The organism is Idiomarina aquatica (assembly GCF_004362895.1).
Lineage (GTDB): Bacteria > Pseudomonadota > Gammaproteobacteria > Enterobacterales > Alteromonadaceae > Idiomarina.
Map to the genome: position 1 here is coordinate 62049 of NZ_SNXI01000009.1, position 21426 is coordinate 83474.

The following is a 21426-nucleotide window of genomic DNA, read 5'->3' on the forward strand; positions in this document are numbered from 1 at the left end:
AAGTTCGTTAGGCCAGGTCACCTAATTCATATTGGATAACACTTAGCGCGGTCAACGCTGCCGTTTCGGTTCTTAAAATACGCGGGCCTATTCGTATCGGTTTAAACTGGCCGCGTTTGGCTAAATCGACTTCTGCTTCAGTAAAACCACCCTCGGGCCCAATCAGCAAGGCAACTGACGCTGGCTGGTCAGCGCCGGTTAGTTGGCGCAGTGGTAGCGGCGCATAAGGGTCGAGTGTCAGTTTTAAATCGGCGGTAACTTGCTGCACAAAGTTTGCCACCGTCTGAGCTGCGTGCACCACCGGTACACGGCTTCTGCCACACTGTTCACATGCGGAGATGACGACCTTTTGCCATTGTTGCTGTTTCTTCTCTAGTCGCTCACCGGTAAGCTTAACGCCGCAACGGTCGCTAAACAGCGGGGTGATCTCCGCAACGCCCAGCTCAACGGATTTTTGTAAGGCAAAATCCATCCGGTCACCGCGTGAGATTACCTGGCCTAAGTGAACACTTACTGTTGACTCAGAGTCGTTACTCTCTACCGCAACAACACGCGCCGATGCACTGCGTTTATCGACCTCCAGCAATTCAGCCTGATAATCATTGCCATCGCCATTAAACAGGCATACCGGCTGTTCGTTGCTCATCCGCAGCGCCTTTACGCTGTGCTGAAATGCATCGGCTGAAAGTTTAACCTGATCACCAACAGCAAGGTTGCCCGGATGAAATAGTCGCGGAATTCGCATCAATTCTTCTCTTGTGTAGTGGACTTTTAGACGTCCAGAAGTAGAAAAAGTTTTACTGATCGGTTACATTAGCATCTTAGTACTATTAGCTTTAATCAAAATAAAGGAATGAAGGGCATATGTCACGTCACCTGTTTACTTCAGAGTCTGTTTCTGAGGGACATCCGGACAAAATTGCGGATCAAATTTCTGATGCCGTTTTGGATGCAATTCTTACCGATGATCCTCGTGCTCGGGTTGCCTGTGAAACATACGTTAAAACGGGCATGGTGCTGGTAGGCGGCGAAATATCAACCAATGCCTGGGTTGATATCGAGGAGCTTACCCGAAATACCATCAAAGACGTAGGTTATGTGCATTCAGACATGGGTTTTGATGCTAATTCGTGCGCGGTATTAAACGCCATTGGTAAACAAAGCACGGATATCAACCAAGGTGTTGATCGAGACCACCCTGAAGAGCAGGGTGCCGGTGATCAGGGCTTGATGTTTGGTTACGCTTCAAATGAAACGTCGGTGTTGATGCCGGCGCCGATTACCTATGCTCATCGAGTGGTACAACGCCAGTCTCAGGTGCGCAAAGACGGCACTTTGCCGTGGTTACGACCGGATGCTAAAAGCCAGTTAACCTTTGTTTATGAGAACGGCAAGCCTGTTGCGATCGACACGGTGGTGTTATCAACGCAGCACCATGAAGATATCTCTCAGGCGCAGTTAAAAGAAGCTGTGATGGAAGAAATTATCAAACCGGTTCTGCCGCAGCAGTGGGTCAGTAAAGACACCAAGTTTCATATCAACCCAACCGGGCGCTTTGTTATCGGCGGCCCTATGGGCGACTGTGGCCTGACAGGACGTAAAATCATTGTTGATACTTACGGCGGTATGGCACGTCATGGTGGTGGCGCGTTCTCGGGTAAGGATCCGTCTAAAGTTGACCGCAGCGCTGCCTACGCGGCGCGTTACGTTGCCAAAAACCTGGTTGCTGCCGGGTTGGCTGAACGATGTGAAATTCAGGTTTCGTACGCAATTGGTGTAGCCGAACCAACCTCTATTAGCATTGATACCTTTGGCACCTCACGCCATGACGAGGAATCGCTGATTGCGCTGGTGCGCCGACATTTCGATCTGCGCCCTTATGGACTAATAAAAATGCTGGATTTAGAGCGCCCCATTTATCGCGCAACATCAGCTTATGGTCACTTCGGTCGTGATGAATTCCCATGGGAGCAAACGGATAAAGCAGAGCAGTTGAAAGCCGATATTTGATCGGCTTTTGGTTCACACTATCTGTTCATAAAAAACGCATTAAATTTGCTTGTAACCCCCGAAATGTGGACAATACGCGCTCAAACGTTTGCTTGTCACCTTTTGGGGGTTTTTCATGTCTGATCGTCGTCATCTCGCCAACGCCATTCGTGCACTCAGCATGGATGCGGTACAAAAAGCTAAGTCAGGTCACCCGGGTGCGCCCATGGGTATGGCTGATATTGCCGAAGTACTGTGGCGTGATTATCTAAAACATAACCCCAACAACCCTAACTGGGCCGATCGTGATCGCTTTGTGTTGTCTAACGGCCATGGCTCGATGCTGATTTACTCGTTGCTGCACCTTAGTGGTTATGACCTGAGTATCGATGATTTAAAGCAATTCCGTCAGTTACATTCTAAGACTCCCGGTCACCCCGAGTATGGTTACACACCGGGTGTTGAGACCACCACCGGTCCCCTAGGTCAGGGCATTGCCAACGCCATCGGCATGGCGTTAGCCGAAAAAACGCTGGCTGCACAATTTAACCGTGACGGACATGACATTGTAAACCATCACACCTATACCTTTTTAGGTGATGGCTGCTTAATGGAAGGCATTTCTCACGAGGCCTGCTCGTTAGCAGGTACGCTGGGACTGGGTAAACTAATCGCGTTTTACGATGATAACGGTATCTCCATTGACGGCGAAGTCGAAGGTTGGTTTACCGATGATACCGCCAAGCGTTTCGAGTCTTATAACTGGCAAGTTATCCGCGACGTTGACGGCCATGACGCCGCAGCTGTTGCCGACGCAATAGACAAGGCTCAGGCAAACACTTCTCAGCCAACATTGATTATTTGCAAAACCGTTATCGGTTTTGGCTCCCCCAATAAACAAGGTTCAGAGAGCTGCCACGGTGCACCATTAGGCGATGACGAAATTGCCGCCACGCGCGACCAGCTCGGTTGGAACTATGGACCGTTTGAAGTTCCTGATGATGTTTATCAACAGTGGTCTGCGAAAGATCGCGGCGATGCAATTGAAGCTAGCTGGAATAAGCGTTGGGTTGCCTACGAACAAGAGTTTCCCCAGCTGGCAGCAGAATTAAAGCGACGCCTAAATGGCGAGTTGCCGGAAGATTTTCAGCAGCACGTTGCGGCTTATGCGAAGCAACTACAAGATAACCCCGACCATCCGGCAACGCGCAAAGCGTCATTAAATACGCTGAATGAGTTTGCACCTAAACTAACTGAGTTGTTAGGTGGCTCCGCCGATTTAGCCGGCTCAAACCTGACTTTGTGGGACGGCGCTAAAGGGGTTACGGCTGATGATGCAAGTGGTAACTATGTTTACTACGGTGTGCGTGAGTTTGCGATGTCGGCAATTATGAACGGCATCACACTGCACGGCGGCTTTAAGCCGTATGGTGCAACCTTCCTTATGTTTATGGAATATGCACGTAATGCTGTTCGTATGGCGGCATTAATGAAGCAGCCATCGATTTTTGTTTACACGCATGATTCGATTGGTCTGGGTGAAGATGGCCCAACGCACCAGCCGGTAGAACAAATGGCAAACCTGCGTTTAACTCCAAACCTGAATTGCTGGCGCCCTTGTGATGCGGTCGAAACGGCTGTTGCATGGGGTAATGCGATTAGTAGTAACGACGCACCAACAGCATTGGTATTCAGTCGCCAGGGGATGCCACAACAGGAACGTGATGAGCAACAATTGAATGACATCAGCAAAGGTGGCTATGTATTAAAAGATTGTTCAGGAACACCTGAACTGATCTTGATTGCGACCGGCTCTGAGGTTGATATTGCGGTGCAGGCAGCGGCACAGTTAACCGACAAAGGGCATAAGGTTCGCGTAGTATCGATGCCATCGACTGACGTATTTGACCAGCAAAGTGCGGAATACAAAGAGCAGGTGCTGCCTGCTGCGGTTAGCCGTCGCATTGCGATCGAAGCGGGTATTGCTGATTACTGGTATAAATATGTTGGCCTAAATGGTGCTGTTGTAGGTATGAATAGTTTTGGTGAGTCCGCGCCGGCTGCCGATTTATATAAACACTTTAACATTACCGTTGAAGCAGCTCTTGAACACGCACAAAAAATGCTGGGGTAAGATGTGAGCGTACGCATTGCTATTAATGGCTTTGGTCGCATCGGGCGTAGTTGCTTGCGTGCGCTTTACGAGAATAATTATCGTGAGAGCTTCAGTGTCGTGCTGATTAATGAGCCGGCGCCGGCAGAATCGATGGCGCACTTATTAAAATACGACTCCAGTCATGGCCGCTTTAAGTTTCCGGTAGCATACGCAGGCGAGATATTAACCGTAGCCGGCGATAGCATTGCGCTAACTCACGAGACCGAAATAGAAGCCATTGACTGGGCTGAACACGCCGTCGATATCGTTATTGATTGCACCGGCGTGTTTGGCAGCCAGGCAGATGGGCAGCGGTATTTGCAACAGGGCGTTAAACGGGTGTTGTTTTCTCACCCTGGCACACCGGATGTTGATTTTACAGCCATCTATGGCATCAATGACGATGAGCTGACCTCAAACCATAAAGTGGTCTCTAACGGCTCTTGTACGACCAACTGTATTGTTCCGGTTATCAAGCTTATTGACGATGCGTTCGGCATCGACTCGGGGGCTGTGACCACAATCCATTCAGCGATGCATGACCAACAGGTGATAGATGCTTATCATCCTGATTTGCGCAGAACCCGGGCGGCGGGACGTTCGATTATCCCGGTCGACACACGACTTGCACGTGGTATCGAGCGGATTATGCCGCACCTCGAAGGTCGTTTTGAAGCGATTGCGGTGCGCGTGCCTACTACCAATGTTACGGCAATGGATTTAAGCGTTACACTTAACAGTGACGCGTCGCTGCAAGACGTCAACCGGGTGATTAAAGAGGCTGCTCGCAGTGGTTTAAAGGGGATTATCGATTACACCGAAGAACCCTTGGTTTCGATTGATTTCAACCACGACTCACACTCCAGCATTGTCGATGGAACGCAGACGCGGGTTAGTCATAAGCGCTTAGTAAAACTGTTGTGTTGGTGCGATAACGAGTGGGGCTTCGCAAATCGCCTGCTTGATACCACTAACGTGATGATCAACACACTGAATTAAGAGGACAAACCATGTCAGTTTTAGCGATGGCGGATTTAGACCTTAACGGCAAAAAGGTATTAATTCGCGAAGACCTTAACGTACCGGTAAAAGACGGCAAAGTCACCTCTGATGCACGCCTGCGGGCCGCACTACCAACCATCAGGTTAGCCTTAGAAAAAGGCGCAACTGTGATGCTGATGTCGCACTTAGGCCGCCCCACCGAAGGGCAGTTTGATGCGGCTTACTCAATGGCCCCGGTGGTCGATTACTTGGCTGCAGCGCTGGATGTGCCGGTGCGTCTGGAAAACGATTATTTGAACGGTGTAGAGACCACTGCCGGTAGCGTGGTGGTATTCGAAAACGTGCGTTTCAATGTCGGCGAAAAATCAAATGATGATGCGTTGGCAAAAAAATTAGCGGCACTTTGTGACGTTTACGTTATGGATGCATTTGGCACCGCGCATCGCGCTCAGGCGTCAACTCACGGCGTGGCAAAGTATGCGCCAATTGCCTGTGCCGGGCCGTTGTTGGCCAACGAGCTGGATGCCTTAAGCAAGGCATTGGATAACCCGAAGCGTCCGCTTGTTGCTATCGTTGGCGGCTCAAAAGTGTCGACCAAGCTGACCGTACTAGAATCGTTGTCTCACGTTGTCGACCAACTGATTGTCGGCGGTGGTATTGCTAATACGTTTATTGCTGCGGCCGGGCATGATGTCGGTAAATCATTGTATGAGCCTGATTTAATTGCTGAAGCGCGACGTTTAATGGAACAGGCACAAACTAATAATGCTGAAATTCCGTTACCGACAGATGTGGTGACGGGTAAAGAGTTTAGCGCTGACACTCGTGCAGAAACAAAGCCCGTTACTGAAATCGAAGAAGACGACATGATTTTTGATGTCGGTCCCGATACGGCAAATATGCTTGCTGAGAAATTAAAAACTGCCGGTACCATTGTTTGGAATGGACCCGTTGGTGTTTTTGAATTTGAGGCGTTTAGTAACGGCACCGAAGTGATGGCGAATGCGATTGCAGATAGTGATGCGTTCTCTATTGCCGGCGGTGGTGATACGCTGGCAGCAATTGACCAATATGGTATCGCTGATAAGATGAGCTATATATCCACTGGCGGCGGCGCTTTTTTGGAGTTTTTAGAAGGCAAAAAGCTACCGGCAGTAGAAATTTTAGAACAGCGCGCGAAAGACGCTTAACAGAACCGAATAGTAAGGAGTTATATCATGGCCCTTGTGTCACTTAGACAAGTACTGGACCACGCCGCGGAGAACGGCTACGGTGTGCCAGCGTTTAACGTTAATAACCTGGAACAAATGCGCGCGATTATGCAGGCCGCAGATAAGACCAACAGCCCGGTGATTGTGCAGGCGTCAGCTGGCGCGCGTAAATATGCCGGTGCTCCATTTTTGCGCCACCTAATGGCAGCGGCTACCGAAGAATGGCCACATATCCCTGTGGTTGTACACCAGGACCACGGCACTTCGCCAGCGGTATGTCAGCGTTCAATCCAATTGGGCTTTACCTCGGTTATGATGGATGGCTCGTTGCTGGAAGACGGCAAAACACCAGCAGACTACGACTATAACGTACGTGTAACCCAGCAAGCAGTAGCTATGGCGCACGCATGTGGTGTATCGGTAGAAGGTGAGCTCGGTTGTTTGGGTTCGTTAGAAACAGGTGAAGCTGGTGAGGAAGACGGCGTTGGTGCTGAAGGTAAGTTATCGCATGAACAGCTGTTGACCGATCCGGAAGAAGCTGCTGACTTCGTCAAAGCAACCCAGGTTGATGCATTGGCAATCGCCTGTGGTACTTCTCATGGTGCTTACAAATTTACTCGTCCACCAACGGGTGACATTCTTGCCATTGACCGCATTAAAGAAATTAACCGTCGCATTCCAAATACGCATTTAGTGATGCACGGTTCATCTTCGGTACCGCAAGACTGGCTTGCCATTATTAATGAATATGGTGGTGAGATTCCCGAAACTTATGGTGTTCCTGTTGAGCAGATCCAAGAAGGCATTAAAAACGGTGTTCGCAAAGTCAACATCGATACAGACTTGCGCCTAGCTTCGACGGGGGCTATCCGCCGCCACCTGGCAGAAAATCCGTCTAACTTTGACCCACGTAAATTCTTTACTGCAGCAACTGAAGCCATGCAGGAAATTTGTGAAGCACGTTATTTGGCTTTTGGTTGTGAAGGTCAGGCGAGCAAAATTACACCGATTTCTCTTGAGACAATGTTTAAACAATACGAAAACGGTGATTTGAAGGCCATCGTAAAGTAACGTAAACTTTGCAAAAAATCACTTAACGTTAGTTACTTCTGTCGTGGGCGGCAGTAACTGATATTTACAGCAGTATATCGAGGTGTGCGTGCGCTTATCAGTTTTATTTGCCAGTTTAATGCTTCCACTTAGTGCATCAGCGCAAACATTTATGTTTGACGATGCTAACGATATGGATACCGATACCGTCGAAGAATGGGAAGCAAGTGCTGAATTCGGCTTATTGTTTACAACAGGTAATACTGAAACAGAAAGTCTAAAAGGTAAACTTAATGTGGCGCGTGACTATAAAAAGTGGCGTCACAAAGGGGTGTTAGATTATTACACTGCGGAGCAGGAAGATCAGTCAACCGGCGATACCTACGAAACGGCTGACAGTTTGTTTTTATCCGCACAAAGTAACTACAAATTTGCTCCGAATAGTAAATCGTCCATGTTTGTCTTCGTATCCTACGAAGAGGATGAATACAGTGGTTATGAATATCAGAGCACAGTAGCGCTGGGTTATGGTGCACGTTATCGTTATAGCGAAAACGTGTATGCAGACTATGAGATCGGTCCTGGTTACGCTCGTTCTAAGCCAATAGAAAATGGTATAGCACAAGAATCTGAAGGCTCAGCAATTTTGCGTCTAGCAGGCAATGCGCATTGGAAAATATCTGAAAACTCGAAATTTAATGCATTGCTGTCATCAGAGATTGGTGAAGACAACACCAAGAGCCGTGGTGAGGTGTCTGTTTCATCAAACCTGAATAGTTCGCTGGCCATGAAAATTTCACTTTCGGCAACCCATAACTCTGAGGTTGCTAACGAAACGATCGAAAATTTAGATACAGAAACCGCAGTGACCTTGGTTTATAGCTTCTAAAAGCGAGTACCCTCTTTACAAGCCCGCCTTTGAGCGGGCTTTTTCATAAAAGTGTCATTTTTAACACGTATTCTATCGCTACGTTTCACCGTCTCTTGTACCGTATGCGGGTCTCTCATTTTAGTCGCCTATCGTCATTATCGTTATCGCTTGTTTCGCTCGCTTTTTTAGGTTTGCTACTTTGGGGTAACCAGAAGCTTTCTGAGCAAAAGCAATTAACTGATTCATTTCAAGCATTAAAGCAACAGGTGCAGGTCGAATTGGTGACAACACTCAGTCAGTACCTGCAATCAGGTGACGCCGTGCTTTTAAGTCAGGCGTCGGAGATACTGGTGGCCGTAAATACGCAACTTGAGACAATGACACCCGAGACTCAGCAGTTGCTTAAACCTTCAGTGAGTACACTGCTTAAACGAACTAACAGTGATTATCGAGCGCTGGGAAAGCTTGCAGGGGCCGAACAGGAATTAGTGATTAACGCCGAACGCTCGATAGGGAATGAGATATCCAGCTTACTGGATTACGCCGAGCAGGGCTTAAAAGAGGGACGACCTAATTCGAGCGACTATTTGGCGCTGGCAAATGACTTGATGCAGCAGTTAATCCATTTAATCCATGCCCGTCAACAACAGGCCGATTACTTAGTCACGATTAACCAGATGCAAGCAAGTATGAGTCAGCTAGAGCAATTGCCCCTGCTGGGGATAAAAGAGTCGCTACCTGACCAAAGTATGATGCTCGTACAACGTGAAGCCAAGGATCTCGGCTTAGGCATCATTAGCGAACTTAACAGCTTATTGGGCCGCTACCCCGGGGAAATGCAAAAGACGCGGGAACAAATTGTCCAGCGGCAACAAGCATTTTCTAAGCTGCGTGAAGACATTGCACATGTGCAGGATAGCGTGATTAAAGCAGAGACTAACGTTGCTAAGCACAGTGACGAAACTCTGCTGCAAGTAAAGCTTGCGGTAGTAGGTCTGGTGGTTGTGCTGATGTTATTTTCAGCGGTGAATTATCTTTTATTAAATCGTATGGTGCTGGCACCGCTAAGGCGCTTGAGGGATGCTATGCAGCGCCTGGTTAGTGACGGACACAAGGAAAAACTTGCGGGTGCAAATGTCGATACCGAGATGGGAGAAATAGCCACTAGCTTTAATCACATACTGGCACAACATGATGCGGAGGCTGAGCAAAAACGTCATCAAATGCAGGCAGTCAACTCAGCTCTGGATTCGATTGGTTCAGAAATAGCGCGGGTTCAGCAGGACTCGCAACGCAACCATCAAGTTGCAGGTGATAACCAACAACAGTTATCTGTGTTGGCTGACATTGGTATTCGGCTCCGTGAACGATTTGACGTGTTAGAAAAAAATACCAATCAGACGGCTGAATTTGTGGCTGAAAGTGAGACAACGAGTGCGCGACTAACCGACTCATCCAAACAAACTCAGGCAATTATTAGCAACGGCGAAAGCTCAGTAACAGAACTTAATAGTTCGGTTGATGAAGTAAGCCAGATACTTAATGTGATCAGTACCGTTGCTGAACAGACGAATCTATTGGCGTTAAATGCAGCGATTGAGGCGGCTCGTGCCGGAGAGCATGGGCGCGGCTTTGCAGTGGTGGCCGACGAGGTTAGAAAGCTCGCCAGTAAGACCAATGATTCATTGGCTCAAGTTCAGGGTATATTGCAACGCTTGCAGAGTGCGGCCAGTACACTCAGTAAAAATTACGCTGTTATTGACCAGTCAGCGTCAGAACAACAGCAGCAAATTCAGCAAATTTTATCGATCAATGCAGAGACCGGCGCGCAAGCACGGTCGTCGTCGGCAGAAGTAAATGAAGCCTATGCATTAGTAGCATCCCAAGCTGACAAAATGTCGGAGTTTGAACGTGCGATGCAAGATATGTTGCATAAACTGAGTGAAAGTATACAACTGTTGCAGCATACGGCGTCCCAAACGGCACAGCAACAACAAAAAATTGAGCAGGTTTTTGGCGACTAGCTGCAAGTTTTGTCGGCAAAACGGTTCCTTTTGAACTAAGATTTAGCTAACATTCGCGCAGCTAAAACAAGCTAAGCCAAGTAAGGATCCGATATGTCGGTAAACTCGTTTTTAGGGGTGTTTGCTAAGTCCCCGATAAAACCTATGATCGAGCACATGGATGAAGTGCATCGGTGTGCTGAATGGTTAAAGGAGTTTTTTAAAGCCGTTTATGCAAAAGACTGGAGCGCTGCAGAAAAAGCGCGCCAACACGTTGTTGAGCATGAACAGCGCGCTGATGAATTAAAGCGCAAAATTCGCTTAAATTTGCCGGGCGGTTTGTTTATGCCGGTAGAGCGCACAGACTTACTCGAGTTGGTATCGCAACAGGACCGCATAGCTAACAAAGCTAAAGATATTTCCGGCTTAATGACGGGGCGTCAGTTGGAAATTCCTGAAACCTTAGTTAAATCATTTGATGCCTACCTTCATCGTTGCCTTGATGCGACAGAAAAAGCCAGAGAAACGATTGGCGAGTTTGATGACTTGCTGGAAACCGGCTTTAAAGGTCGTGAGCGTGACTTAGTTAATAATTTTATCGCTGAACTCGACGCCATAGAGGCCGACACAGACAGCCTGCAAGTACAATTACGCCAAGACTTGCGCAAGATAGAAACCGAAATGAATCCGTTGGATGCGATGTTCCTTTATCGGATTTTAGATTGGGTGGGTGACTTAGCCGACCTGTCAGAGCGTGTCGGCGCACGCTTCGAACTCATGCTAGCACGAGTTTAAAGGAGCGATTCATGGATATTATTACTTCTTATGGCATGATCCTGGTGATCATGGCGGCAGTCTTTGGCTTTTTTATGGCTTGGGGTATCGGCGCAAATGACGTAGCCAATGCCATGGGCACCTCCGTTGGCTCAAAAGCGCTTACGATTAAACAAGCCATTATTATTGCGATGGTGTTTGAGTTTGCCGGTGCTTACTTGGCGGGGGGCGAAGTGACTTCGACCATACGCAAAGGTATTATCGACTCTGCGTACTTTGTCGACCAACCGGAACTGCTCGTGTTTGGTATGATCGCCGCACTATTGGCTGCAGGTTTTTGGCTGCTTATTGCGTCGTATCTGGGTTGGCCGGTATCAACCACGCACTCGATCATTGGTGCTATTGTCGGTTTCTCCGCCATTGGCGTCAGCATGGATTCGGTGCAGTGGGCTAAAGTCGGAGGGGTTGTTGGCTCCTGGGTTGTAACACCAGCCATATCCGGGTTTATAGCTTATATGATCTTTATGAGTGCTCAGAAACTGATTTTTGACCGCTCTAACCCGCTAAAAATGGCGCAACGTTATGTGCCATTTTACATGGCATTTGCCGGCTTTGTGCTATCGCTGGTGACCATCAAAAAAGGCCTTAAACACGTTGGTTTAGACTTGGGCTCGCTAGAGGGCTATCTATGGGCGTTAGGTGTTGCAGCTGTCGTTTTTGTTATCGGTAAGTTTGCGATTTCGCGGCTTAAATTTAATCCTTCTGATGACAAAGAAATGCATTACACCAACGTTGAAAAGGTGTTTGCTGTACTAATGGTTGTTACCGCGTGTGCGATGGCGTTTGCGCACGGCTCAAACGACGTTGCCAATGCCATCGGGCCATTGGCTGCAGTAGTCAGTATTGTTTCCAGCGAAGGCCAGATTAATTCAACTGCCGCGCTAGCCTGGTGGGTATTACCAGTAGGTGCTGTTGGCATCGTCGCTGGTTTGGCAATGTTGGGTAAACGCGTTATCGCCACTATCGGTAAAGGTATAACGCATTTGACCCCAAGCCGGGGTTTCGCCGCAGAATTAGCAGCCGCTTCAACAGTGGTGCTGGCATCGGGTACAGGCCTGCCCATCTCTACCACACAAACCTTGGTTGGTGCGGTCTTGGGTGTCGGTATGGCGCGAGGTATTGCCGCGCTTAACCTGGGGGTTGTGCGTAACATCGTAGTATCCTGGGTTGTCACCTTACCGGCTGGTGCCATTATGTCGATTATCTTCTTTTATATTCTTAAGGCGATATTTGGCGTTGCTTAAGCGATGCTTTAATACGCTCAAAAGCCCCGCTCGTTGCGGGGCTTTTTTATTACTGCCTCTCAACAAAAATATTTTATTTTCATCCAACTATTTTTTCGCCACTATCGACTTAACTAGCAAACGATTAAAAATAACTTGATGGACAAACTGACACGTGTTCAAAAAATCGGATAAACGACTTGCGGAACAAGCGCTGAAGGGAAAGTCATCAGCATGGGTAGCACTGGTTAAGCGGTATGAAAAAAGAGTATTTCACTATGGCTTAAGGATGCTTCCCAGTGCTGATGAAGCAATGGATTTGGTGCAGGAAACCTTTACCAGTGTGTTTAAAAGCTTACATAGCTGGAACCAGGCGCACGCATTTAATGCGTGGTTGATGACGATTGCGCATCGTCGCTGCGTAGAATATTACCGGCGACGGAAGAATGAACAGGGTTGGGATTTAAGCGAACATGACCAAGTCGATGAAACAGTCGCAGCGAGTCCGCATGATGTCGCGACGCTGGAACAACAGCAGCAATGTATCATCGAGGCACTACAACATTTGCCCATAGAACAACGCAGTGTTGTCGAGGCAAAGTTTTTTCAGCAGTTAACGACACGTGAAATTGCGCAGCAGCAGGGTGAATCAGAAAACACCATAAAGTCGCGCCTGTACAGTGGTTTAGATAAATTAAAAGTGTACCTGGAGGATGTATATGAACAAGCAGTCAGGTAAAAATGCGCCTAACTTCGAGCAATGGCTGAGTCATACGACAGAACGTTACCAGTCAACTGAGGAATTACCGGAGTGGGATCGGGAGCATGCGATACGCCAATATGCGCCTTCCGGTAAACGTCAGCGCTGGTTACAACCGATGGCTTTTGCCTCTTTTGCCCTGTCCTGTGTCGCTGTGTCCTTAGTTGTTGTTCAAAGTTATCGAGCTGATATGGCCGCTGAAGTTGATCATCGGGTGGCAGAACTGGTGGAGCAGAAGCTAAGCGTTTTCGAAGAACAGCAGAAAATACGTTTGGCTCAGCAAAGTAAAGCATTACGTAACGATTTTCGGCAGCAGTTATCGACGTCGACCACCCAGTTGGCAACCTACATTTTGGCAACTAACCGCCAGGAACGAAAAGACGATATGCAAAACATAGTTGAATATGTAAACGAAACACGCGAAGACGACTTAACTTTTTATGCACAGCAGTTACGTCGCGCTGAAGTAGCAGGTCCATCAACGATGCTGGAGAATGAATGATGAATAAGTGGATGAGTGGATTGATTTTAGGTAGCGCCATATTATCGGTGCCGGCGGCAGCAAATGAACCTTATCAGGAACTGAAGAATCAGTTAGAGATATTCACCGGTATTCTGACGACTGCAGTTGGCCAGCAAAGTGACGAGCAAACAAAGCTGGAGGACTTTCGTTACACTTACGTCAGAGATCAGGGCGTAATTTATCGAGCTCGTCTTGGCGCATCTAATTGGCGTTTTGTTGCCCCCGATATTCCAGAACCGCCGTTACCACCGGAAGCACCGGAGATGGGCGAGTTTGCACGGGATATGCAACTTGATGTTGTCGTTGAGCAGGGGCTGCGCAGTGCCCATAGAATACTGAGTAAGCTAAGCGGTGAATATTCACAGGAGTGGTTTGATCTAGTTGAGCAGCAACGCGACCTGGCCTGGGATATTCGTGATGGCGAACGCGAGTTACGAGACTTAGAATTTCAGTTACGTAATGCCAAGGACAGTGATAAAGCTGAGCTGACAAAACGGCGCAATAATTTAGCCTTAGAGATCGAACAGCTGCGTGAACAGCAAGCGGCAATAAAAGCTGAGGCAGCCGCGTTAAAGCAGCAACTTAAGCAGCAACAGCAAGAAGCACGTCAACAACGTATAGAAACACGAGACAAAACAATTGCGACAGCTGAGCAGTTACTTTCAAAAACGTTGTGTGACTATGGGGTTACGTTAAAATCTCTTCCTGAAGACGAGTTTGTTACCTTCATAATTGAAGGGGCTGATAATAGTGTGGGTGAGCGTCGTCGTGACCGTGTTTATGTGTTTTCCAAAGAGACGATAGATGCGTGCACCGACGATAATGGCGCCCGGCAACTGTTGGAACAGGCAAAACCCTACTACTTTTAATTCATTGAACGACTCGGCAGCCGTGACAGGTTGCCGAGTTTCGAGTAAAATCCGCGCACATTACCTTAACAGATTTCTTGTGCGACCCATGAGCCGACCTGAGACTTCGCTAAAAGTCAGCGACTTCAATTTTGATTTACCCGATGAACTCATTGCGCGGTATCCGCAGCAGCAACGTAGTGCCAGTCGCTTGTTGCGTGTTGATGCGGCAACGCAGCACATTGGCCATAATCAGTTCACCGATATTATCGACTTGCTTGAACCGGGTGACCTGCTGATTTTTAATGATACACGGGTGATTCCGGCACGCTTGTTAGGCGAAAAGGTATCGGGTGGAAAAGTTGAGGTTCTGGTAGAGAGGATCCTTGATGATCATCGGGTATTGGCTCATGTACGGGCAAACCGGGCGCCCAAAGCTGATCAACAATTGCGCTTAGAAGGTGAAATAACGGCGACGATGATAGGTCGTCATGATGCATTATTTGAGCTGCGCTTTGAGCACCAACAGACGGTGCTCGATTTGCTTGAGCAATATGGCCATATGCCGTTACCACCTTATATCGACCGACCTGATGAAGACAGTGATAAAGAGCGTTATCAAACTGTTTACAACAAAGAGCCGGGCGCGGTTGCAGCACCAACCGCCGGTTTGCATTTCGATAATGATATTTTACAGCAATTACAGGATAAGGGCGTTGAGTTTGCCTATGTGACATTGCATGTTGGCGCCGGCACCTTCCAGCCTGTGCGCGTGGATGATATCCAGCAGCATGTTATGCACAGTGAATATGCGAAAGTCCCCGAACAAACTTGCGAGAAAATTATAGCGACCAAGGCAGCGGGCAAACGTGTTATTGCTGTCGGCACAACATCCGTTCGCTCGGTGGAGTCAGCCGCTGCCGCTAGTCAAGCGAAACTCATTGAACCCTTTTTTGATGACACTGATATTTTTATCTATCCGGGCTACGAGTTCCGTGTTATCGACGGCTTGATCACAAACTTTCATTTGCCGGAATCGACACTAATCATGCTCGTTTCTGCCTTTGCAGGACGAGATCTGATTATGAGTGCTTATCAACAAGCTATTGACGAGAAATACCGATTTTTTAGTTATGGCGACGCGATGTTTTTGACGTGTTAACAACAAAGATTAATGACTATGATGAAATTTGAATTAGACAAAACACATGGCCGCGCGCGTCGCGGGCGTATGAAGTTTGAGCGTGGCACGGTAGAAACACCGGCCTTTATGCCGGTCGGTACACTAGGTACCGTAAAAGGCATGACGCCAGAAGAGGTTGAACAAACCGGAGCACAAATTTGCCTGGGCAACACCTTCCATTTAATGCTGCGTCCGGGCACCTCGATTATTCAGCAGCATGGTGACTTACACGATTTTATGCACTGGAATAAACCGATTTTAACTGACTCGGGCGGCTTCCAGGTGTTTAGCTTAGGCGAGTTACGTAAAATCACCGAAGAGGGCGTAACATTTCGCTCGCCGATAAATGGCGAAAAAATCTTGTTAACGCCGGAAAAGTCGATGCAGGTGCAACGCGAACTGGGATCAGACATTGTCATGATTTTTGACGAGTGCACACCCTTCCCGGCAACGCAAAGTGAAGCGCGAAAGTCGATGGAGCTCTCACTGCGTTGGGCTGAACGATCGAAACAGGCTCACCAAGGTAACCAAGCTGCACTATTCGGTATTATTCAAGGCGGTATGTACGAAGAACTGCGCGACATCTCGTTAAAGGGGTTAACAGATATCGGCTTTGATGGTTACGCTATCGGTGGTCTTTCGGTGGGTGAGCCGAAAGAAGACATGATGCGTATTCTCGAGCACACAGCACCACAAATGCCGGAACAGAAACCGCGTTATTTGATGGGCGTTGGCAAACCTGAAGACCTGGTCGAGGCAGTGCGCCGGGGCGTTGATATGTTTGACTGTGTGATGCCAACCCGTAACGCACGCAATGGCCACCTATTTATCAGTACCGGTGTGGTAAAAATCCGCAACGCTGTTCATCGCACTGATACCGGGCCACTGGATTCAGACTGTGATTGTTACACGTGCAAAAATTATTCACGGGCCTATTTACATCACCTCGATCGCACCAATGAGATCCTGGGCGCACGGCTCAATACTATCCATAACTTGCGCTACTACCAGCGTGTAATGAGCGATATGCGCGAAGCGCTGGATAATGATAGTTTTGACGAATTTGTAAGCGGCTTTTATGCGGCTCGTGATCAGCAGGTGCCGCCACTGGATTGATTTTGCAGTGCATCAATTTTGCACTCAAGCGTGCGGTAGTGCGGTGTGTCAGGCTGAATCGAAAGCGCCCGCTCTATAGCGGTTTTGGCATGTTCAAGCCATCGCTGATAAACGTTTGTCCGGGGTTGGTGAAGCTTGGCCAGGTGATAGTATATTTTTGCCATCGCAAACGCTAACTGTGGTTGCTCACTGTTTATATTTTCTGCCAGAGATAACGTATCCAGCAACAGTGCCGATAACTCCGATTGGCTAAATAGCTGTTGCTGGGTAACGACAAAATCAACCAGTCTCAGTAATGGTTCAATAGTTTGACCGTCACTTAAAGTGATCGCCTGACGATAATATTGGATCGATTTTTGTGCTTGTTGTCGTGCTTCCCTACCTTTACCTTCATGCATAAGTTGAGTGGCATAAAGTGCATGCATAGAAGCCTGATTTACTAAACCCTCGCTATCCTCGTCATCAGACCATGCAGACGGGGTTAATTGCGTGGTAACTAACACGCTTAACGCTACAATGACACCTGCGCTGGCAGCTAAAATAGCTGGCTGTCGGTTGGGTTTGTAGTAACTAAGCTCGCCTAAGATACCGACGACCTCGGCCATTGAGCTGAATCGCTTTTTCGGTGACTCGGCAAGGCATCGCAGGATAAATTTACGTAAAGGAGGCGAACAGCGTCTTCTTATTGTTTTAAGTTGAGCCGCAGGATTTTTCGATGGCGCCTGTCCGCTGACTAAAAACAGCAGTAATGCACCCAGGCTGTATATGTCTACCTTCTCCAGCATATCGGCTGCAATTTCGTTGTCTTCTCGCTGCTCGGGCGCACAAAATAACGGCGTAACGCCAAACCCTTTGGGTCGCGACTGTTTACTGGGCCTGCCGGCAATACTTAAATCAATTAACGTGGGCATCGGCTCTTCATTACCCTGCTGGGTAATGATGACGTTGCCTGGGTTGATGTCATTGTGGACTAAACCAACGGCATGCAGTTCACTCACGCCCTCGGCAAGTTTGTGGATGAGTTTAATAGCCTGAGTGGTGGTTAATTTGCCGGCCAGTTCAGCAAGGCGGGGACCTTCAATAAGCTCCATAACCATAAATAGTGATGAATGCTCGTCAACTGGCTCGCCAATGTCATAGATTGAGCAAATACTCGGATGATTGACTTTAGCCAAAGCGCGAGCTTCTGCAACCAAACGTTGCCGTGCGACAAAGGAAGGGTTGCGGATAAACTTTATTGCAACCATGCGTTGCAACATATCGTCCCAGGCTTTAAATACTAAGCCGCTGCCGCCACTGCCAAGAAAGCCTTTGCAATGATAACGCTCAGCGATACGGTACGGAAACGAAGCGTCGCCGTCGTTATCACTGATCAACACATTATACTTGTTGGCGTTATTGCCCTCTCTAACCAAAGCCGCATCCCTTCTGCTGACAGGTTTAATCCATTTTTAGTGTACCTATTTAAACTGATTTCGCACAAAGACTGTGATACACACAGCATAGGCAGTCATAAATTGACGTCAAATAACGTCATAACTATTTTTTAAAGCTAACTTTTTACATCAGAAAAAAATGCGCTATGCTGAATTCATCAATTAAAACATCATAATAATAACTATATGAAAACAAGCGCGGATAAGCTCATCGCCTCTGGCTACAACCAGGTAGTAGAAATTCAGGGTGTTGTTAACGACAATGCAGAGCGCGAGGCTACCTTTCATTTCACTTTAATCGGGCAACATTACCCTGACTATTTGATCCTTGATGTGCCAACGTTATATCGCTGGCAAGATGTTCTGCCCGCGCTGCGTAACAGCGACAAGTTAGTTATGCGGACGATATCGGCTAACGGAGAGGTTATTGTCGGTTACGTCAATATTGTTCATGCAACGCAGTTTCCTGACAAACTATTGTTTATTTCGTACCCACAAAACCTGCAAGCCCGTGCACTGCGAAAAACACCCCGTATGCAAATAGAGGTGCGAGCTCAACTAATAGAGCCCGAGGCACCTGAGCCGTTGTTAAATGGTATGTTACACGACATGTCGGCGCAGGGGTTTGGCTTTGACTGCGAAGGCGTGTTGCCATGTTTTGAAAGTCAGCTTCTGGGGCGGGAACTCGACCTTAGAATTCAGTATTCCGATGACCAATGCGAATCGCTGTCGGTGCGGGTTAAGCTTGTCGAAGAACGAGGGCCAAGGCAATGGCGGATTGGTCTGGAATGTGATTTAAGTGACGAGCAACGGGTGCAGTTGATGCAAAACTTATTGCTCAATTCGTTGTCGGTTCTTGCGGTAAAAGATGGCAAACGATCAGAAAGATCAATTTCGGATAAGGCTTTACAACTGTAATCTGACTCGGTACAATTCAGCACCAATTGAACCCGAAACGGTTAATTTTTAACCAAAACAGATAATTTATCCGAGGTGATTTTTTAATGCCAGTCGTTAAAGTGAAAGAAAACGAGCCGTTTGACGTAGCTCTGCGTCGCTTCAAGCGCTCTTGTGAAAAAGCAGGCGTTCTGTCTGAAGTTCGTCGTCGCGAACATTATGAAAAGCCAACTGCAGAACGTAAGCGCAAGAAAGCAGCCGCTGTTAAGCGTCACGCTAAAAAGCTGGCTCGCGAAAACGCTCGTCGTACTCGTTTGTATTAATAGATTGGTGCTCGAACACCGAGCCCAACGAGCGGATTCTTTCGCAACAACAATGACGCATTGAGTTTATAAACTTAATCATTGTCATGTTATAAAAGCCGTGTCGGAAAGCCGTCGCGGCTTTTGTGTTTTATGTGGGTAACTTAAAAGGTACGGTGTTGCATGGCTGGGCTGATCCCAAAATCCTTCATTCACGATTTGCTGGATAGAGCTGATATTGTGGACGTCGTCGACAGCCGGGTTACGTTAAAAAAGGCGGGCAAAAATCATCAGGCCTGTTGTCCCTTCCACAACGAGAAAACACCCTCGTTTACGGTAAGTCAGGATAAGCAATTTTATCATTGTTTTGGTTGCGGCGAACACGGTAATGCCATTGATTTTCTGATGAACTACGATGGTCTTGAATTCCCTGATGCGGTGGAAGAACTCGCCAACATGATGGGGCTTGAAGTACCGCGGGAAAGCGCTACACAGAACCCACAACAACAGCAACAACGCCAGCAGCAACAACGAGCCGACAGCGACCTTATGGCTAAGGCCGCACGCTATTTTCAGCATCAGTTAAAGCACCACGCGCAGGCTGATAAAGCCATTAATTACCTAAAAAACCGGGGCTTATCCGGCGCAACGGTAAAACGTTTTCAAATAGGCTACGCCGGCGACGAGTGGGACGGAATATTAACTACGTTTGGGCAATCCGCACAGCAACGCCAGCAATTACTTGAATTAAAGTTAATTAATAAAAATGATAACGGCCGTCATTACGACTTTTTCCGTGATCGTATTATGTTCCCTATCCATGACCGCCGGGGTCGGGTTGTTGGCTTTGGCGGCCGCGTGATTGATAGTGACGGGCCCAAATACCTTAACTCACCGGAAACCCGACTGTTTCATAAAGGCCAGGAACTCTATGGTTTCTGGCATTTACAGCAGGCTCATAAACGACCACAGCAAATCGTCATCGTGGAAGGCTACATGGACGTCGTTAGCCTGGCAGAGGCGGGCGTTGATTATGCGGTGGCCTCACTTGGTACGGCAACCACCAGCGAGCAACTACAGCGATTGTTTCGTACAACGCAAACCGTGGTCTGTTGCTACGATGGCGACCGGGCTGGGAGAGATGCGGCATGGCGGGCGTTGGAGAATGCGTTACCGTTGCTTAAAGACGGTGTCGACATGAAGTTTTTGTTTCTGCCCGACGGCGATGATCCTGATTCGCTGGTACAACGTCACGGTGCAGAGGTATTCGAGGAAAAGCTTAAACAGGCAAGTTCTTTCATCGATTGCTTTTTCGAGCATTTATTGGCAGAAATCGATCCAAGTAGCGATGCCGGACGTTCTCAATTATTAAATGAAGCTAAGCCACGTATTGAACGGGTTGCCAGCGATTTTTATCGTGAATCACTGATGGAAAAATTGGCAACGCTTTTACGCCGTGACCGGTCGCAATTAGAGCGTTATGTGGATAAGCCGGCGCAACAACGGGCCATGCCGCAGTCAATGCGAATGACGCCGCTGCGAAAGGCCATTGCCTTGTTATTGCAGCATCCGGGTTTAGGCCAAACAGCACCGGTAAGAGCGGAGCTGGCGCAATTGAGAATAGCCGGTATAGATTTGTTTGCAGCCATACACCAGCAGACCGCAACGCAGGCTATGACGACAGCGCAGTTACTAGAGCAGTGGCGTGATACAGATTATTATAGTGCGTTAACCAAATTGGCGAGTTGGGATCACCAATTGGATGAGGAACAAATTGCCGCTGAGTTTAACGATATTTTTATTTATTTGATTGATCAGTATGTCGAGCAACGAGCAAATGACCTATTGAAAAAGGAACAAACAACACAATTAACTAAAGCAGAAAAGCAGGAATATTTGATGTTGTTACAACATCTTCGTAAAAAGCATTGAACGGTCAGAAATGCGTGATTGGCTGGTTTAAAAGTCAGTTATCTGTTATACTTTCTGGTCATTTTGAGTAATCTTTAGTCAGTTATTGGGT

19 protein-coding genes are annotated in these 21426 nt (G+C 47.8%); 17 read left to right on the forward strand and 2 right to left on the reverse strand.

Annotated features, from left to right (window positions below):
• Positions 1 to 7 precede the first annotated feature (7 nt).
• Positions 8 to 745: a 16S rRNA (uracil(1498)-N(3))-methyltransferase gene (locus DEU29_RS08205; RefSeq protein ID WP_133539880.1), complete on the reverse strand. Its 738-nt coding sequence runs from the start codon at positions 743 to 745 to the stop codon at positions 8 to 10.
• Between the two features lie 119 nt (positions 746 to 864).
• Here DEU29_RS08205 and metK point away from each other — a divergent pair, with 119 nt between their 5' ends.
• The 14 genes from metK to tgt all read left to right on the forward strand — a co-directional run bounded on the left by metK (position 865) and on the right by tgt (position 16768).
• Entirely contained in the window at positions 865 to 2010 is a 1146-nt protein-coding gene (gene metK / locus DEU29_RS08210; RefSeq protein ID WP_133539881.1) for a methionine adenosyltransferase, read from the forward strand.
• Between the two features lie 115 nt (positions 2011 to 2125).
• Positions 2126 to 4123 carry a transketolase gene (gene tkt, locus DEU29_RS08215; protein ID WP_133539882.1) on the forward strand — a complete coding sequence of 666 codons (1998 nt, stop codon included), beginning with the start codon at positions 2126 to 2128 and terminating at the stop codon, positions 4121 to 4123.
• 3 nt (positions 4124 to 4126) lie between these two features.
• A complete protein-coding gene (epd, locus tag DEU29_RS08220) occupies positions 4127 to 5143 on the forward strand; it encodes an erythrose-4-phosphate dehydrogenase (protein ID WP_133539883.1) in 1017 nt (338 codons plus the stop codon).
• A gap of 11 nt (positions 5144 to 5154) precedes the next feature.
• Complete coding sequence (locus DEU29_RS08225) at positions 5155 to 6336, forward strand: phosphoglycerate kinase (RefSeq protein WP_133539884.1); 1182 nt, start codon at positions 5155 to 5157, stop codon at positions 6334 to 6336.
• Positions 6337 to 6363: 27 nt separating this feature from the next.
• Complete coding sequence (gene fba / locus DEU29_RS08230; RefSeq protein ID WP_133539885.1) at positions 6364 to 7428, forward strand: class II fructose-bisphosphate aldolase; 1065 nt, start codon at positions 6364 to 6366, stop codon at positions 7426 to 7428.
• An 88-nt stretch (positions 7429 to 7516) separates the two neighbouring features.
• Positions 7517 to 8296 carry a DUF481 domain-containing protein gene (locus DEU29_RS08235; protein ID WP_243734519.1) on the forward strand — a complete coding sequence of 260 codons (780 nt, stop codon included), beginning with the start codon at positions 7517 to 7519 and terminating at the stop codon, positions 8294 to 8296.
• Between the two features lie 104 nt (positions 8297 to 8400).
• Positions 8401 to 10302, forward strand: a complete 1902-nt coding sequence (locus DEU29_RS08240) for a methyl-accepting chemotaxis protein (RefSeq protein WP_133539886.1) — start codon at positions 8401 to 8403, stop codon at positions 10300 to 10302.
• Positions 10303 to 10395: 93 nt separating this feature from the next.
• On the forward strand, positions 10396 to 11076 hold the full coding sequence (locus DEU29_RS08245) for a TIGR00153 family protein (protein WP_133539887.1): 681 nt from the start codon (positions 10396 to 10398) through the stop codon (positions 11074 to 11076).
• A gap of 11 nt (positions 11077 to 11087) precedes the next feature.
• A complete protein-coding gene (locus DEU29_RS08250; protein WP_133539888.1) occupies positions 11088 to 12359 on the forward strand; it encodes an inorganic phosphate transporter in 1272 nt (423 codons plus the stop codon).
• A gap of 154 nt (positions 12360 to 12513) precedes the next feature.
• Complete coding sequence (locus DEU29_RS08255; protein ID WP_133539889.1) at positions 12514 to 13077, forward strand: RNA polymerase sigma factor; 564 nt, start codon at positions 12514 to 12516, stop codon at positions 13075 to 13077.
• On the forward strand, positions 13058 to 13600 hold the full coding sequence (locus tag DEU29_RS08260; RefSeq protein ID WP_133539890.1) for a hypothetical protein: 543 nt from the start codon (positions 13058 to 13060) through the stop codon (positions 13598 to 13600). The genes DEU29_RS08255 and DEU29_RS08260 overlap by 20 nt, the downstream gene beginning before the upstream one ends.
• Positions 13597 to 14490, forward strand: coding sequence for a hypothetical protein (locus DEU29_RS08265; protein WP_133539891.1), 894 nt, complete (start codon positions 13597 to 13599; stop codon positions 14488 to 14490). Before DEU29_RS08260 ends, DEU29_RS08265 begins: the two co-directional genes overlap by 4 nt.
• An 88-nt stretch (positions 14491 to 14578) precedes the next feature.
• Positions 14579 to 15631 carry a tRNA preQ1(34) S-adenosylmethionine ribosyltransferase-isomerase QueA gene (gene queA, locus DEU29_RS08270; protein WP_133539892.1) on the forward strand — a complete coding sequence of 351 codons (1053 nt, stop codon included), beginning with the start codon at positions 14579 to 14581 and terminating at the stop codon, positions 15629 to 15631.
• A 21-nt stretch (positions 15632 to 15652) separates the two neighbouring features.
• Positions 15653 to 16768: a tRNA guanosine(34) transglycosylase Tgt gene (tgt, locus tag DEU29_RS08275; protein ID WP_133539908.1), complete on the forward strand. Its 1116-nt coding sequence runs from the start codon at positions 15653 to 15655 to the stop codon at positions 16766 to 16768.
• Here the strand turns inward: tgt and DEU29_RS08280 are convergent.
• On the reverse strand, positions 16744 to 18147 hold the full coding sequence (locus tag DEU29_RS08280; protein WP_166635897.1) for a serine/threonine-protein kinase: 1404 nt from the start codon (positions 18145 to 18147) through the stop codon (positions 16744 to 16746). The two genes, tgt and DEU29_RS08280, sit on opposite strands and share 25 nt — an antisense overlap.
• A gap of 243 nt (positions 18148 to 18390) precedes the next feature.
• Between DEU29_RS08280 and DEU29_RS08285 the strand changes: the two genes are divergently transcribed.
• From DEU29_RS08285 to dnaG, 3 genes are all read left to right on the forward strand, one after another.
• Positions 18391 to 19122, forward strand: a complete 732-nt coding sequence (locus tag DEU29_RS08285; protein ID WP_133539894.1) for a PilZ domain-containing protein — start codon at positions 18391 to 18393, stop codon at positions 19120 to 19122.
• 86 nt (positions 19123 to 19208) lie between these two features.
• Positions 19209 to 19424, forward strand: coding sequence for a 30S ribosomal protein S21 (rpsU, locus tag DEU29_RS08290; RefSeq protein ID WP_006954239.1), 216 nt, complete (start codon positions 19209 to 19211; stop codon positions 19422 to 19424).
• A gap of 162 nt (positions 19425 to 19586) precedes the next feature.
• Positions 19587 to 21335 (forward strand): DNA primase, encoded by a 1749-nt coding sequence (gene dnaG / locus DEU29_RS08295; RefSeq protein ID WP_133539895.1) that lies wholly within the window; start codon positions 19587 to 19589, stop codon positions 21333 to 21335.
• Positions 21336 to 21426: the final 91 nt, after the last annotated feature.